Below are 13,472 nucleotides of genomic sequence, written 5' to 3'. Positions count from 1 at the left end.
ACTATTTCCTCCGGCTTGTGCCGCTTGTTCGCCATTCTCAGTCCTCCGTTTCCTAAACATAACGGTGGGCCAATTCAGATGGGGCACTCCAGAGCGCCGCCGTCTTCCAAGAGTTCGCGCAGGGTGTGGATGGTCGCCCCCGGAATATGCAGCAGCAATCGCGTGATATAGCGGAAGATGACATTTTGCTTTTGGGTCATGCCCGCATCAAGAAGTGAGCCCAGCACGAAGTCATAGAGTTCTAAAATGGAGTTGGTTAGCCGTTCCCGATCTAATGGCGCGTATTGATCCAACCGCTCTAATCCAGCATCGAACAGATTGAGTGCTACAGGCCATTCAATGTCAGTGGGATCAATGTGCACCAACCGATCAGCTAACGCCCCTCCTGGGGCAAAAGCATCAAGCCCTGCAATGTTGTTGATAAGATCGCTTTGGCTGTCGATAACAATAATAGACGCGCTACCGGCGGCAACAGCCTCTAAGTCCCGTAAGATCAGGTGTTGAAGGGTTTGAGTTTTGCCGTGACCGCTACCCGCCACAATATGCATATGCTCAAATCGCGTGGCATTCGGGAGTGTTACTGGTACGGGGAAGTTCAGAAGGCTTTGAAGAGGTGTTCCGCCTAAATAAACCTTGGCGGCATCATGATCCGATATGGATTTGTTCTTTGTCGGCAGTTTAATTTGACGTGCAGAGAGTTCTTTTCCGGGAATGCCACCAGAAGCAATGATCAGATTGTGATTGAGGCGGGCACGTATCTGCTGGCAGAGCTTAAGAGGTGTGAGTTCCGGTGAGAACGAAACTTGAAGCATCTCCTCAACTCGCTCAGGAATGTTTTCCAGTAATCCCAAGAGATCCGAGTTAAAGCTGATTGCCGGTTTCTGTGTTTCTCCGGGAAGTAACAACCCGGAATTTCTCTGCACCAGCGGCCCAATGAGAACAGTTAGATAACGAATGATCAAAGCAGAGGCTTCTTCATGGCGATCACAAAAGGTTCCAACCCGTCGCACATGATCTTCCCATTCCCAAAGATCAGAACGCTGGACAGATGAGGTTGGTATTTGAGGCACAAAAAACCAGCCTTCATATCGAGCTATTTGCGCGATAATGCCAATCAAGTGATCGCGGAAAGCATCATGAGGAACACTGCCGCATGCAGCCTGCAATGCCTGATCTACGATTTGAATGCTCCATCGGCACACGTCGTCGTCAGACCTAAATCCTGCTGAACTGCGTTTTTCCGCAACTTCAGCCGCAAGTTCCCTCGCATCTGATAATTCATTACTGAACTGTTGGTCAGCAGACCGTTCTTTAATATCTCGCACGATCTGATCGCGTATGCCCCAGCCGGAATAGGCAGAGCCAATGCTCTCACCAATAAACCGGCCCACCTGCAATGCGAGACCAAAATGCTTCTGCATATGGAAACCTAGCTGGCCAGCTTCAGAATCGCGTGTTTGAGTTCGCTGCGGTCCAGAGGCTCAATGGTGATGGCCTCTCTATCATCCCAATACTTGCCGCTTTCGATCACTTGCCGGAGAAATTGGCACATGTGATTGAGTTCATTTTCTTTCTTGATCAGTGTCACAACGCTGTCGCAGTGAAAGAGCCGCCCTTTGCCGAGCAGGTCATTCACAATGATCTGTTCCCGCAATGACCGGAAATAAACAAAGGTCATAACCAGTGTCACGATGAGAGAAACTGAGAAAGCCAAGCTGGATGAGATCAAAAACCATGTCACAACGAAGCAGAGCAGCCCGAGCACAAGGGCAGGACGAAAGCCCTTCTTGAGGTCTTCAACAGTATCGCTCGTGACGAGAGCAGCGCTTTCCAGATCGTACTTCTGGAGAAGCTTCCGCTCTTCATCATCTAGTTCCAGGCTAGCTCTCAGTCTGAAGATGACACCGCTTCCGATCCTCAGCGGCACCAAACTGAAAACAGCACTGTCCGTCTGCCCTCGCTCCAGCAACAGCTTCATGGCTTCTCCTCCCACGACAAAACACTCTATACGTGATTCTTGATCACAAATACATCATATGGATGTTCACATGGCTAGCCGTGTCGCTTCATGAGAATACACGCTTGGGGGAAACACAGGGGGATACCGTAACCACCACTACACACCCATCACCGACATGAAAACTTGGATGCGGAGGGCTTTGCTTGGCCTTGGAATTTTATACCTTGAAGACACGCAATGCATACTTCTCAAACGTATAACAGCATGTTATTGTTCAGTAATTATGGACTTTGATATTGCTATTGAGGTCATCCAACAACAAGGCAAGATAGAATGTCGAAAGTTTCGTTTACAGTTTCTGCGCGGGCTGCACGCCTCATCGGTAAGGAGAATGTTGCAACTTCCCAAGGTGCAATTACTGAACTGGTAAAGAATGCCTATGACGCTGACGCCCTTGCGTGTGCAGTTCTTTTCTTGCCTCGTCATGGAGAAGTTCCTCAAAAACTCTCAAGCTCCGATTATTTCGAGCTATCAAAACACATCGAATCTCCGAATGATTTTTACTTTGAGGACGAGGATTCCTTTTCGATCAAAGAAAATTTAAGTGGCGAACAAACAAAAATCTTAGAACAGGCATTTTCGGATATTCTTGACCTCTGGATTATAGACAATGGTCACGGAATGTCTGAAGAGGTGATAAGAGATAAATGGATGGTGATTGGAACCCCTTCGAAAGAACTTGATGACCGTTCTGCTGGTGGTCGCGTAGTTACAGGGGCGAAAGGTATTGGACGTTTCGCGCTTGATCGTCTTGGACAGGAGTGTGAGTTTTATTCCGCGGAAGAAGGCCCTTCCAATCTAGTTCATTGGATGGTTGACTGGGGTGAGTTCGAAGGTGTTGGGAAGACAATTGGTGATGTCGAAGCTGTACTCGAGACAGAAAAAGGTTCCTTTAGAGAAGTTATTGGAGCATGCGGCTTGGAAGCTGTTTTACCAAAAGAAACGCCACGAAATAATGGAGAGTCAAAGGAAGTTAACTTCACCCAGGGAACAGCCATAAAAATATCCAAGCTGCATGATGCTTGGGACATGCGAGATAGTAAGCGTTTAAGGAACACCCTTGAAGCATTGCTTCCTCCAAGGGATCAGCGTGAGTTTAATATATTTGTGCATGATCATCGAGCGACTGAGGACAGCGGCTGGATTGAAAATCCTCCGCCCGATCAGTTCGACTACAAGCTAGAAGCAACAGTCCAGGAGTGTGGAACAGTTTCAGTTGATATCGTGCGGAATGAAATTGATTTTTCCAAAATTAGCGAAACAACTTTCACTTTTCCTGCAATGAAGGAAGCTCCCTTCACACGAGAAGATTTCGAAAGAGGACAGGTAACGTACTCCACCTCACTTAAAGATGTTTTACGCCTGCGCGACGAATCCTTACTAGATGATTACCTGTCAATTGGGCCTTTTAGTTTTACCCTTTACTTCTTCAAGCTCCAATCGCCAAACACAGATATTCTTAAGAAGTATCCTCAGAAATCCTTTGACGCCACAAAAAGGCGGCGTTGGCTGAAGTCCTCGGGAGGCATTCGTCTCTATCGAGATGATTTTAGAGTTCGCCCCTATGGGGAGCCAGGAACGCAAGGTTCTGATTGGTTGCTCCTCGGGCAAAGAAGAGGTGGCAACCCTGCAGCAGTTTCTAGAATGAGTTGGACAGTCCCACCGCAACAAGTCGCAGGTACAATCCACATAACTAAGGACAAAAACCCGCAACTTGGCGACCAGTCTAACCGCGAAGGAATTATGAACGACAGAGCATTCGCGAAATTCCGGGATATAGTAATCGGCCTTATATCCGAATTTGAGAGAGATCGATCCTACGCTTATTTTCACTTCGAAAAGGCCTACTCAATAGATAGTGAAGAAGAAGCCACTCTAGAAGAAGGGAAGAAAATCGCTGATCAATTGCGCAAAGACGCGCAGAAGGAAGGCAAGAAAGATAATTCCAAACCTAGCGACAGCTCTAATGAGGTCGAGGATGAGGATGAGGATCAGAGCGATCGATCTCAGTCTCAGGCACAAGCTGTTGCTGCTGCCCTCGATATTTCTGAAAAGAAAAGAAATGAGCTGAAGGATGACTTGCAGGTAATGAGAGGAATGGCGACGCTAGGAACAGTCTTGGTGTCATTTACTCATGAGCTCAAGCAAATCAAGGCTAATTTGGGCGCTCGACGCTTTCGAATGGAAGGGTTGCTAAGGCCAGTAGTCGACCAAGATCAGGTGTCCAGTCTTAAACCTGCGGCAAATCCTTATAATCTTTTGGATAGATGGGAGAGTGAAGATGAAAAGATTAGCCGATGGCTCGAGTTCGCTTTGGCGGCAGTCTCACCCAAGAAGCGTCGCCGCAAAGAGGTAGATATAGGACTTTACCTCAAGTCCGTACGTGAATATTGGAGTGATTTTTTGGACGACTCCCAGGTTCATATGGATTTAAGTGAAAATGAAGGTATGGGATTAAACTTGCTGGCGCACGAGATTGACCTGGACAGCATCTTCTACAATCTGATTGTCAACTCCATTGAAGCCTTCTGGAGGCCTCAAAATCTTGAAAAGCGAATAATTAAAATTAGGGCAAGTGAGCTAGATGGAGATAGGATTTTAATTGAATACCAGGATAATGGCCCCGGGCTGTCTGATATCTTCAGTGTTCCGGAGGATATTTTTATTTATGGCAAATCTGCCAAGGCAGAAGATGGCGTTGAAGATGGTGTAGGCACAGGAACAGGGATAGGTATGTGGCTTGCCAAAGGCATTCTGGATGACTATGGAGGAAGTGTTCAACGGATTTCTGAAATAGGTGAACCAGGTTTCAAACTTTCTATCAGCCTGCCAATTCACGCAAAAGACAACAATCAATAAATTTCGAAGGCAAACTAATGGCGGAATTTAAGCCCAACATTGCATATATTGATGAGCAACAAGACGAACGTGACAACTTTGAAACAGATGTGATCATAAGCGATCTATTTGGAGAAGTATTTACGCTTCACCCAGATGCCCAACTGGATGATCTAGTCAGCCGCCTTTTAGAGCTCAAGATTGATGCTCTTGTTACCGATTTTCAACTTACGCAAGCGGGCCCATTAGATTATTCGGGAGAAGATATCGTCTCGGCATTTCAAGCGGTGAGATTTGACTTTCCCTGTTTTATTAGAACCTCCTTTGAAGATGATGCCCTTTCTTCTGCCGCAGACGTCAATAAGGTGTACTCCAAGGAGCACCCGAAGGGCGAACACGGCGATGGAACACTCTTCAATAGAATTGTAAAGCAAATAGAACATTACCATGCTCGCCTCGAGTCTTGGCAGAACGAACTAGAGGAATTGATTGATATTCCGGCAGAGCAGCGCAACGGAAAGCAAGTAGATCGCATTATTCAGTTGGACGGCATGATCGAAGCAAGCTTAGGAGCCGATAGTGGGATGCCCTCAGTAGCGAAGGAAACCCTATTTGCAGGAAGAGATGAGCTTATTTCTGAAACTAGAAAGCTCATCGAAGAAATGAAGGCGGAACTTGATAAGTCATGAATAAAGTTCACAGCGTGAAACCTAACAGACGCACAGGCTCCCCAAAGAAAACTGCCTATCGAGACTATCGTCCCGAGCTTCGTGAAGATTTCAACCAGGCTTGCGGATACTGCGACGATAGTGACTTACGGACTGACCGTATTGCTTTTCACATAGACCACTTTGCCCCCAAGAATCAGTTCCCTGAGTTGGAGCTGGTCTACGAAAACTTGGTTTATGCCTGTCGGTTCTGCAATATTCCCAAGTCAAATCATTGGGTTGGAGAAGATTCAAGCCAACCCAACAATGGTTTTGAGGGGTTTGTTGATCCATGTGATGACGCATACGATGAGCATTTGGAGCGTCAGGCTTCAGGAAAAATCGTTGGTAGAACGGAACTTGGGCGTTACATGGCCAGAAAGTTACGGCTTGGCTTGCTGCGTCATGAGTTGTTGTGGCAAGCTAGACAGGCAAGGATGTTGCGCGCTGAAATCGAGCCGTTGCTGGTTCGTTATCGCGAAGCTGGCCTGCCAAAAGGTGAAAAATATATAGAGCTTCTTGAACGTTTTGAGGGGCTTACAAAAAAGTTCGAGCATTATGAGCTTTCCGCAAACAATCAGTGATAGAGAGCTGATACAAAAAACTGGGGCAGTTTACACACCATCTGTAGTGGTGCGGTCGCTGCTTGCTTACGCTCAGCCTCTATTACCCGAGCGCCCTCTTTCAATCCTTGAGCCGAGTGTTGGCGACGGGGCATTTCTTTCTAAACTTGACGAATTGTACAACAACATTTCTCATGTGACTGCTGTTGATATTGATGAGCGTGCGATTCAGATTTGCCGCTCTCACAACCATTTCAATCATTTTGAAATTGACTTTGTGAAGGGTGACTTCGCGGAGTTTTCCGTTAACAGAATTTCTTCCAGCTCTCAGAAATTTGACCTTATTGTTGGGAACCCGCCATTTATCAAAAAGCAAAACTTCTCTAGCTCATTCAAACAAGCAGTCTCAGAAATTGGCGAGCTGGCTGACTACCCCGTCTCAAAATTGAAGAACGCCTGGGCAGCGTTTTGGATTTCTGCAGTTAAGATGCTGAGCGATGATGGGGTTCTCGCGTTTGTGTTGCCTTATGAAATCATGACTGTGTCTTATGGAAAAGAAATATTAAAGAGAGCTCAGAACGAATTTGAGCGTGTGGATGTGTTCATCTCTCGTGAGCGTGCTTTTCGATCAATCGACCAGGATGCAGTATTGTTTGTAGGGCAACGAAAATCCAGGTCTGGATCCGGCTTGTTTTTGAATGCGGTAGGAAATTTTGCCACACTTGAAAACTCACAGACAACAAGTGTTGAGCTTGGCGAAAGTGATCACAACAGCTTGGAATTAAATGGATTTCTGCTTGATGAAGAAATCCTCACCCTACTACGAGAAATCCGAGGTAGGGTTAAGAAAGTCAGTGATTTTTCCGGCAGCGCCCCAGGCATAGTTTCAGGCGCCAATGATTTTTTCATTTTGCGAAAAGATGAGGCCCTTCGACGAGGGTTGGAAAACTTTGTTATTCCCATTCTGAAAAAGAGCAGCATTCCCTCAAATGAAATAGTTCTATCGCCTTCTGCATTTGATGATTTGACGAATAGCAACCCGTCATTTTTGCTATCCGTGAAGCAAAGGGATGCTGAAATCTCGACAAGTTTGCAAGAATATCTCGATGAAGGCGAAGACCTTGGGGTCAACTTGGGTTATAAATGCCGAAATCGCGAGAACTGGTATGAGGTCCCGATCGTCAAAAAGGAAGAGGCTTTTATCTTTAAGAGGTCACACAGCTATCCTAAAATGCACCTAAATGAGGCTGATGTTTACCTGACGGACACAGCTTATGGATTAAGAGTGCGCGACGGGTTTAGCGCACGCGGAGTTTGTTACTCATTTTACAACTCCCTAACGCTGCTGTTTTCCGAAATTGATGGTAGATTTTATGGTGGAGGCGTTTTGGAGCTGTCCCCCAAAGAGTTTCGCGGCCTCCCAATGGTTTACAAGGAACCTAGTGACCAAGAGTTCCAAGAATTTCTTGAGGTTCATAAAGAGGCAAACGGGGACATTCGATCTGTTATAGAATACGGTGATCGATGGTTGTTGAAAAACTCCAGTCTTACGCTGGATGAAATTGATACGATTAGGCGGGCACTGTTCTTGGTGCGAGGACACAGGTTTAGGCATAGCGGGCATGGCCAGAACTTGCCAACCGTTCCAAACAGCAAATAGTTTTGAACCACCGACTCGTTGATAGGAACGGTATCCTGTGACACATCTGGTGTTTAGCTGGTTCACCTAACAGCGGATTTAGAAGAAATAAAAAGGACTGACCTCTCGGCCAGTCCTCCCGCTCTCGCCAAGGAGAGTCATTGGCGTTGATCACGTGCGTCGATGCGACTTTGAAGCCAGTCCTGAACCTCATCCTCAACCCACCCCACGCGGTTGTGGCCCAGCTTTACCCTCTTGGGGAATTTGCCTGCCGCTTCCAGACGCGCGATGTGCTGCGGTGAATACAGAACCAATTCAGTCACCTGCCGCTTGCTCAACATCTTCATCACAATACTCCTCTTGTTGAGGAGCATCGCGATGCCCCAAGGAAAGCCCCAGGGTGGTTCTTTGATACGAAACACAGCTTAAAGATGATAGCCTTTTCATCGGATCAGCTTGCTGAGCAGCACAACGAGCCCATGCATGATGGCGTGTACTGCCATCGCAAGCAGCCAGATCAATTGCCCCAGGATGATGAACAGGCTCACAAACATAGCGCGGCCCCTCCCTGAAGAAGGCGGCCCAGATACACATCGGTGATCTCGATGCGGTTGTGGCCGAGCTCTTTGGAGATCCGCTGGCGTGCCTGGCGATCCAGCTCATATTGCTCTTCGCTCATCAGGGAGCGTCCAGGACCTCCATTGATAGGGCACTTCATGCCTGTGAGCTTTTCATATCGGGCTTGCGCGTATCTGTGGCGCAGGCCATGCGCCCGGGCGATACCTGCCTTGTGCACCTGGCGCTCATAAATCCGCATGTGCTGGGCATAGCTGCGCTCTTCCGGGATCAAACTGCCATCCATGGCGATCTGGCTCACCGCAGTCAGCACAACCCGCTGATACTGGGACACAATCGGCACCGTGCGCGGGCGCCCACCTTTGGTCCAGCTTCCCTTGAGTTTCAGGCAATCCTTTCTGATGGCCTCCTTCGGAATAAACTTCATCGCTTCTTCCCGGCGCAACCCAAATGCAGCTTGCAGCATGACAGCAGCCTGCACATGGCGATCAGTCAGCGCGTTCAATTGATCCGGGTGCAGCGTGAAGGCGATGTTCTGCCGTTCAGTGCGGTCATCATTGAGTTCATAGGTGGCGTTGTCCTTGTCCAATATCGAAATCTTGTCCACCTTTTGCGCCCACCATCGAAGCCAGCTCATCCGGTTCCGGATGGTGGCTTTGGTGAGGCCACTGTCCCGCCAGTGATCAACCAGGGCATTTACATGCTTTGGCTTGATGGAGCGGGCTGTTTTTAGGGAATAGCCCAGATGTTTCAGTTCTGCCGCCATGGCTGTCAGGCCTCGTTTACGATTCTTTTGCGTCCCAAAAGAACCATCGCGGTTACGCTTGGTGAGGCGCACCAAGTCCATAGTGAGATTGTCCATCTCCTTTTCTTTCTGTTGTTTAAATACTGTTTAGTGTTGATGGCCAACCGGCAGCCCTCAGGCTGGACGGTCCGCAGGAGCGGAAAACTGGCCCAGACGGACAAGCGCCCTTGGCGCTTGTGTCTGTTGCCCCAATGGGCGGAAATACGCCCGGAGGCAGGATTTCAGGTTATGTGCTGCGATGCGCAGCAGGTTCGGCGTGATGCCGTATCTTCGTGAACAGACCGCTCAAGGCGGTTTGAGATGATCCATGATCATGCAGTGTCTCCTTTGTAAAATGGGATGAGATGGTTCGGGAAAGATGGACAGCACGTCCTCTTTCCAGGTTTCATGGGGATTATACCGGCAAGCCGATTTTCCTGCGACGAAATGATCAGAAATGATGAGAGACCGTTCGTGTTTCAGCCCGTCATTTGCCCGTCACTTGTCATTTTCTCTTAATAATGGCGGTAAGGGAGGCAAACCGAGCGCCGTCACTCCCGCGTTGCTGGAGTGACGGCGCAGCCGTGCATGGCCGTTGGCCATCGGGGGATACCCCCGCCGAGGCGTTGCCTCGCCCCCAGTGCTGCCTGGCAGCACGCGCAAACAAGTTGCGCCATTACTGTTTAGTGCTCAGGGGCGCTGCCCCTCGCGCGGCCAATGGGTAAAGGCTTCGCCCGCACAGGTGATTATTTTCCCCTGCTGCTCAATTCTCCGAATTGATCACCATTCCTCGCGCACCAAAATAATCACCTGCGCGCCCTTGTCCTTGCTACCCCCGCGTTCGCCACGTGGCAGGGTTCCAAGATGCTCTTGAAACCCGTGTCCATTATAGAGGGGGCACACTGGCGGTTTTATTGGAACATGCCGGATTGACCTCATGGCTTTAATCATTTCAAGCTGGACAAAGTACATTTATACCGGCACACCCCATTCAATCTTATACATAGTGAAAGACAGGCAATGACTGATCTCAACAATATGTCTCTTGAAGAACTGAAGGCTCTTGAAAAGGAAGTTGGCGCAGCCATCAAAACCTTTGAAGCCCGCAAGCTGGCAGAAGCCCGTGACGTTTTGACCGCTAAGGCCAAAGAACTGGGCGTCAGCATTGACGAGGTTTTTGGCGCTAAGGGAGCCAAGGTTAAAAAGGTTGTTGAGCCGAAGTACCGCCACCCTGAAAACCCAGCATTGACCTGGAGCGGTCGCGGACGTCAGCCGGGATGGTTCAAAGAAGCCATTCAGGGCGGTACCGCTGAGGAAGATCTTCTGATTCAGTAACTCTGTAGCTGTCGGACTAAGAAAAAAGGGAGCTGAACAGTCAGCTCCCTCTTTTGGGCAATAGCTTGAGGAATACTCAGGTTTCGTCTTTCACAGAGAAGTCGTATCCCCACTTTTCTTTGAGGTACTTTTGCGCAACTCCTGCACATGCCAACAGGTTCTCTTTCTCTGAGAAATACATATGATCCACGTCAGCATATCCTGTGACGATCAAACGGCTGACCTCCATATTCATGGAAGCAATCGTCTCCCTGTCACTGGTGATTTCACCAAGCCTTAATCCATAATCGCCATCATCAAACTGCGTCAGCCCAATAATGCAATCTTCTGGTTTGAGCGGTTCAAAAACGCGCACTTCAAAAGAGGCATGAGGTACGGTGACAGTCCAGTTAATGGCATACATATACAGGGCAATTCGTGACGCGATCTGCGAGGGAACTTTGTCAGCTTCTATTTGTTCGTAGACCCATTCATATGCGGTCGCGATAGCCAGTTGCCCGGCATCTCCGCCATGCATAAAGGTTTGCAGTACAACGTCATCCGCTTCATCGTCATCAAGAACATTGACAGCATTAAAGTAGATGGCATTTGCAAGGATGATCCGTGCTGTCCAATCGCTGCTAATATCCTGCAAGGTACCGAGTTTCTTGGTTCCAACGAATACGGGGCTATCTTCACCGACCATCCAGCGATCCACTTTACTGGTCCCGTTCAGGCCGCATTGATTGTAGGTTTCCTGCATTATCTTTTTCCTTTTGGAATCAAAAGTGCCCCGGTTTCCCGGGGCACAGTGATGCAACTTTAGTGATATTACCAGAAGCTCTTTTTCTCCTTGGACTTACCAACGAACAGCGCGTCGATGTCGTTGGAGGCATCGTCTGCCGCGATTTGCTGGCCGACACTCAGGCCATGATTAATACCGCCGGAACGGTAGCGGTTGGTGCCAGACATGCCATCGGAAATTCCCGAGTGCCCGCCGATCTTGTCAAAGTCTGAATAGGGCTTCTTCTTGCTGCCGAAGAGATCGCCGTCGTCGTCGTCAAAAATGCCCATGAGAAACTCCTTTGCTGGGCGGTGAGATTGATGAAAGTGGGAAAGGGACGGCCTACGGCGTGTAGACCTTGAGCGTGCCGTCAGACATGCCAACGGTGCACGACTCTGCTGTCAGGCGCGGATAGCGCCCTTGCGGCGTCCGCATGACAGCCTCTCTGACTTTGCCCGTGCAACCTTGTGTGGCGAGGGGCTGATACCCCTTTCGAGCCATGCACTGACCGTAAGCCCGCTTTCGAGCGGGGATATTTTGGTCTGTGACGGTCGTTTGCCCGCCCGCCCAATAACCGCCCTGCCAGAAGCAGCCTTTGCTATTGCAATGCTGCCGTGCCGGAACCCAGTAGCGCTGGCTCGTATGAGAGACATTGGCCACCGGGGCACGCTTGGTTGCCTGTCTGGTACAGGCTTCAACATCCCGGTTCCGTTGAAGAGGTGTAATGCCTTCTTTGTACTGCAATTCGGTTGTGACACACCCAGAGCAGAGCAAAAGCCCCAGCATCCAGCCCATTTTGCGCATCGCGTAACTCCTGTAGGATCAAACAGAATTCCCCATTCTGTTCAGCGCCTTGCAAAAGGTTGATTTTGCGATTGAACAGGAGTCGTTGCTTCATGTAGGATTCCGGTAAGGGTTGCTTCGGCAATCTCTACACCTTTGAAACAAAGGGCATTTTTTCTTCACCGAACAGAATGGGGAAGACTGTTCGGCGGAAAAAGGCAGACAAACCTCAACGAAAGCAAAAACATCCTGGGCGAAGTTACAGCGCGCACCAAGGGGCATATTTTGATGTCCGGGCCGTCGCTTCTTACCTCCACCGGCCACCGCAAATATCTCAATGCCGTTGAACGTGACCGCTTTCTTGCTGCTGCCCATGAACAACCAGACAAAGCCCGGCTGTTATGCCTGACATTGCTTTGGACAGGCGGGCGATTGTCGGAGGTGCTGGCGCTGAAGCCGGAACACATATCCCTTGATGAGAGGGCTGTGATCTTCCGAACGCTGAAGAAACGCGGCCAGATCATATATCGGCAAGTGCCTGTTTCGAGATCTCTGATCACTGCTCTGTCAGATGGCTTTGAGCCTCTGTTCCCCTGGAAGCGCACCCAGGCATGGACCATTGTGAAAACGGTCATGCAAGACGCTGGTATATCTGGCCCCCAGGCAACCGCCAGAGGATTGCGTCACAGCTTTGCTGTCCATGCTGTCACCCGAGGTGTACCGCTCCATCTTATACAGCGTTGGTTGGGGCACAGCCGATTGGAGACCACCGCAATCTATTCCCAGGCACTCGGGCCGGAGGAACGGCAGATTGCGGAGCGCATGTGGGATTAGAACTGAGATTGCTCCCAGGCATTGGCAATATCTTCAAAGCACCACTCCCGGAAACCACCTGAGGACAGGGATTTGCGGCTGAAACAGTCATTGAGGCCACTCTTTACCTTGAATTGCTGGAACCAAGACTGTGATCTAGGTTTGCCGCGTGTGTTTGTCTTGATGCTTCGAATGTGCAGCCCATTGGCCCATTGATCACGCGGATTGGCAACTGACCGACGATCTGCGAGGTATCTCCGCAGTTTGCGGATCACGACTTCATTAGGATCAGTGCTCAGTTCTGATTTAAAACTGTCAATGACCTCTTGAGCAGCTTGTTTGGCTGTTTCGGTCAGCATGTGTTGGAGCTCATGCTCCAGAAATATCATGGCAGGTTGTCCACTCATATATATACACCCTTTATCTAAATTAACGAAAAAAGGGCGCCACCCGGCGCCCCAAAATAAAAAAGCCGCATAGCTGCGACATTGAAAATATTTAACCACAAATGTCCCGTTTTGTCAATTAATTTCACTGTTGAAATTACCCAAATCACCTCCGAGAAGTGAAATGCGAGATTGCCGAAATGCGTACATGAAACGTACATGGCGAGGTGTAGCTTTATGAGGTGTTGGGTAAGTTATTGAAATA

General features: G+C 49.0%; 13 protein-coding genes. 6 read left to right on the top strand and 7 right to left on the bottom strand.

What is annotated here, in order from left to right:
* Positions 1 to 74: 74 nt before the first annotated feature.
* Together ACXAHG_RS11435 and ACXAHG_RS11430 are read right to left on the bottom strand one after the other, a co-directional pair.
* Complete coding sequence (locus ACXAHG_RS11435; RefSeq protein WP_475057350.1) at positions 75 to 1,421, bottom strand: hypothetical protein; 1,347 nt, start codon at positions 1,419 to 1,421, stop codon at positions 75 to 77.
* A gap of 8 nt (positions 1,422 to 1,429) precedes the next feature.
* A complete protein-coding gene (locus tag ACXAHG_RS11430; RefSeq protein WP_475057347.1) occupies positions 1,430 to 1,978 on the bottom strand; it encodes a hypothetical protein in 549 nt (182 codons plus the stop codon).
* 315 nt (positions 1,979 to 2,293) lie between these two features.
* Here ACXAHG_RS11430 and ACXAHG_RS11425 point away from each other — a divergent pair, with 315 nt between their 5' ends.
* From ACXAHG_RS11425 to ACXAHG_RS11410, 4 genes are read left to right on the top strand one after another with little or no spacing between them, the layout of a single operon-like run.
* The gene (locus ACXAHG_RS11425) at positions 2,294 to 4,879 is read left to right on the top strand and encodes an ATP-binding protein (RefSeq protein WP_475057345.1); all 2,586 of its coding nucleotides are present in this window, start codon (positions 2,294 to 2,296) and stop codon (positions 4,877 to 4,879) included.
* A 17-nt stretch (positions 4,880 to 4,896) separates the two neighbouring features.
* Positions 4,897 to 5,547, top strand: coding sequence for a hypothetical protein (locus tag ACXAHG_RS11420; protein ID WP_475057342.1), 651 nt, complete (start codon positions 4,897 to 4,899; stop codon positions 5,545 to 5,547).
* Positions 5,544 to 6,149 (top strand): HNH endonuclease, encoded by a 606-nt coding sequence (locus ACXAHG_RS11415; protein WP_475057339.1) that lies wholly within the window; start codon positions 5,544 to 5,546, stop codon positions 6,147 to 6,149. Before ACXAHG_RS11420 ends, ACXAHG_RS11415 begins: the two co-directional genes overlap by 4 nt.
* On the top strand, positions 6,124 to 7,788 hold the full coding sequence (locus ACXAHG_RS11410; RefSeq protein ID WP_475057336.1) for an Eco57I restriction-modification methylase domain-containing protein: 1,665 nt from the start codon (positions 6,124 to 6,126) through the stop codon (positions 7,786 to 7,788). The genes ACXAHG_RS11415 and ACXAHG_RS11410 overlap by 26 nt, the downstream gene beginning before the upstream one ends.
* A 137-nt stretch (positions 7,789 to 7,925) precedes the next feature.
* On the opposite strand, the gene ACXAHG_RS11405 is transcribed toward ACXAHG_RS11410, so the two are convergent.
* Together ACXAHG_RS11405 and ACXAHG_RS11400 are read right to left on the bottom strand one after the other, a co-directional pair.
* A complete protein-coding gene (locus ACXAHG_RS11405; RefSeq protein ID WP_475057334.1) occupies positions 7,926 to 8,114 on the bottom strand; it encodes a helix-turn-helix transcriptional regulator in 189 nt (62 codons plus the stop codon).
* A gap of 197 nt (positions 8,115 to 8,311) precedes the next feature.
* Positions 8,312 to 9,205, bottom strand: a complete 894-nt coding sequence (locus tag ACXAHG_RS11400) for a phage integrase N-terminal domain-containing protein (RefSeq protein WP_475057332.1) — start codon at positions 9,203 to 9,205, stop codon at positions 8,312 to 8,314.
* A 942-nt stretch (positions 9,206 to 10,147) separates the two neighbouring features.
* Between ACXAHG_RS11400 and ACXAHG_RS11395 the strand changes: the two genes are divergently transcribed.
* A complete protein-coding gene (locus ACXAHG_RS11395; protein ID WP_475057330.1) occupies positions 10,148 to 10,462 on the top strand; it encodes an H-NS histone family protein in 315 nt (104 codons plus the stop codon).
* Between the two features lie 76 nt (positions 10,463 to 10,538).
* On the opposite strand, the gene ACXAHG_RS11390 is transcribed toward ACXAHG_RS11395, so the two are convergent.
* Both ACXAHG_RS11390 and ACXAHG_RS11385 read right to left on the bottom strand, forming a co-directional pair.
* Entirely contained in the window at positions 10,539 to 11,204 is a 666-nt protein-coding gene (locus tag ACXAHG_RS11390; protein ID WP_475057328.1) for a hypothetical protein, read from the bottom strand.
* Positions 11,205 to 11,272: 68 nt separating this feature from the next.
* Positions 11,273 to 11,515, bottom strand: coding sequence for a hypothetical protein (locus ACXAHG_RS11385; protein ID WP_475057326.1), 243 nt, complete (start codon positions 11,513 to 11,515; stop codon positions 11,273 to 11,275).
* Between the two features lie 649 nt (positions 11,516 to 12,164).
* On the opposite strand from ACXAHG_RS11385, the gene ACXAHG_RS11380 reads away from it, so the two are divergent.
* Positions 12,165 to 12,842 (top strand): tyrosine-type recombinase/integrase, encoded by a 678-nt coding sequence (locus ACXAHG_RS11380; RefSeq protein WP_475057324.1) that lies wholly within the window; start codon positions 12,165 to 12,167, stop codon positions 12,840 to 12,842.
* On the opposite strand, the gene ACXAHG_RS11375 is transcribed toward ACXAHG_RS11380, so the two are convergent.
* A complete protein-coding gene (locus ACXAHG_RS11375; protein WP_475057322.1) occupies positions 12,839 to 13,180 on the bottom strand; it encodes a hypothetical protein in 342 nt (113 codons plus the stop codon). The genes ACXAHG_RS11380 and ACXAHG_RS11375 overlap by 4 nt on opposite strands.
* Between the last annotated feature and the right edge of the window lie 292 nt (positions 13,181 to 13,472).

It is taken from the genome of Leisingera sp. ABD4_442, from assembly GCF_056160905.1.
This window is presented reverse-complemented; position numbering and strand designations above follow the sequence as displayed.

Bases quoted from the DNA above. Each gene is read 5' to 3' on its own strand.
- ACXAHG_RS11400 (WP_475057332.1), bottom strand. From the start codon at position 9,205: ATGGACAATCTCACTATGGACTTGGTGCGCCTCACCAAGCGTAACCGC.
- ACXAHG_RS11430 (WP_475057347.1), bottom strand. From the start codon at position 1,978: ATGAAGCTGTTGCTGGAGCGAGGGCAGACGGACAGTGCTGTTTTCAGT.
- ACXAHG_RS11375 (WP_475057322.1), bottom strand. From the start codon at position 13,180: ATGCTGACCGAAACAGCCAAACAAGCTGCTCAAGAGGTCATTGACAGT.
- ACXAHG_RS11385 (WP_475057326.1), bottom strand. From the start codon at position 11,515: ATGGGCATTTTTGACGACGACGACGGCGATCTCTTCGGCAGCAAGAAG.
- ACXAHG_RS11435 (WP_475057350.1), bottom strand. From the start codon at position 1,421: ATGCAGAAGCATTTTGGTCTCGCATTGCAGGTGGGCCGGTTTATTGGT.
- ACXAHG_RS11405 (WP_475057334.1), bottom strand. From the start codon at position 8,114: ATGAAGATGTTGAGCAAGCGGCAGGTGACTGAATTGGTTCTGTATTCA.
- ACXAHG_RS11395 (WP_475057330.1), top strand. From the start codon at position 10,148: ATGACTGATCTCAACAATATGTCTCTTGAAGAACTGAAGGCTCTTGAA.
- ACXAHG_RS11390 (WP_475057328.1), bottom strand. From the start codon at position 11,204: ATGCAGGAAACCTACAATCAATGCGGCCTGAACGGGACCAGTAAAGTG.
- ACXAHG_RS11415 (WP_475057339.1), top strand. From the start codon at position 5,544: ATGAATAAAGTTCACAGCGTGAAACCTAACAGACGCACAGGCTCCCCA.
- ACXAHG_RS11410 (WP_475057336.1), top strand. From the start codon at position 6,124: ATGAGCTTTCCGCAAACAATCAGTGATAGAGAGCTGATACAAAAAACT.
- ACXAHG_RS11420 (WP_475057342.1), top strand. From the start codon at position 4,897: ATGGCGGAATTTAAGCCCAACATTGCATATATTGATGAGCAACAAGAC.
- ACXAHG_RS11425 (WP_475057345.1), top strand. From the start codon at position 2,294: ATGTCGAAAGTTTCGTTTACAGTTTCTGCGCGGGCTGCACGCCTCATC.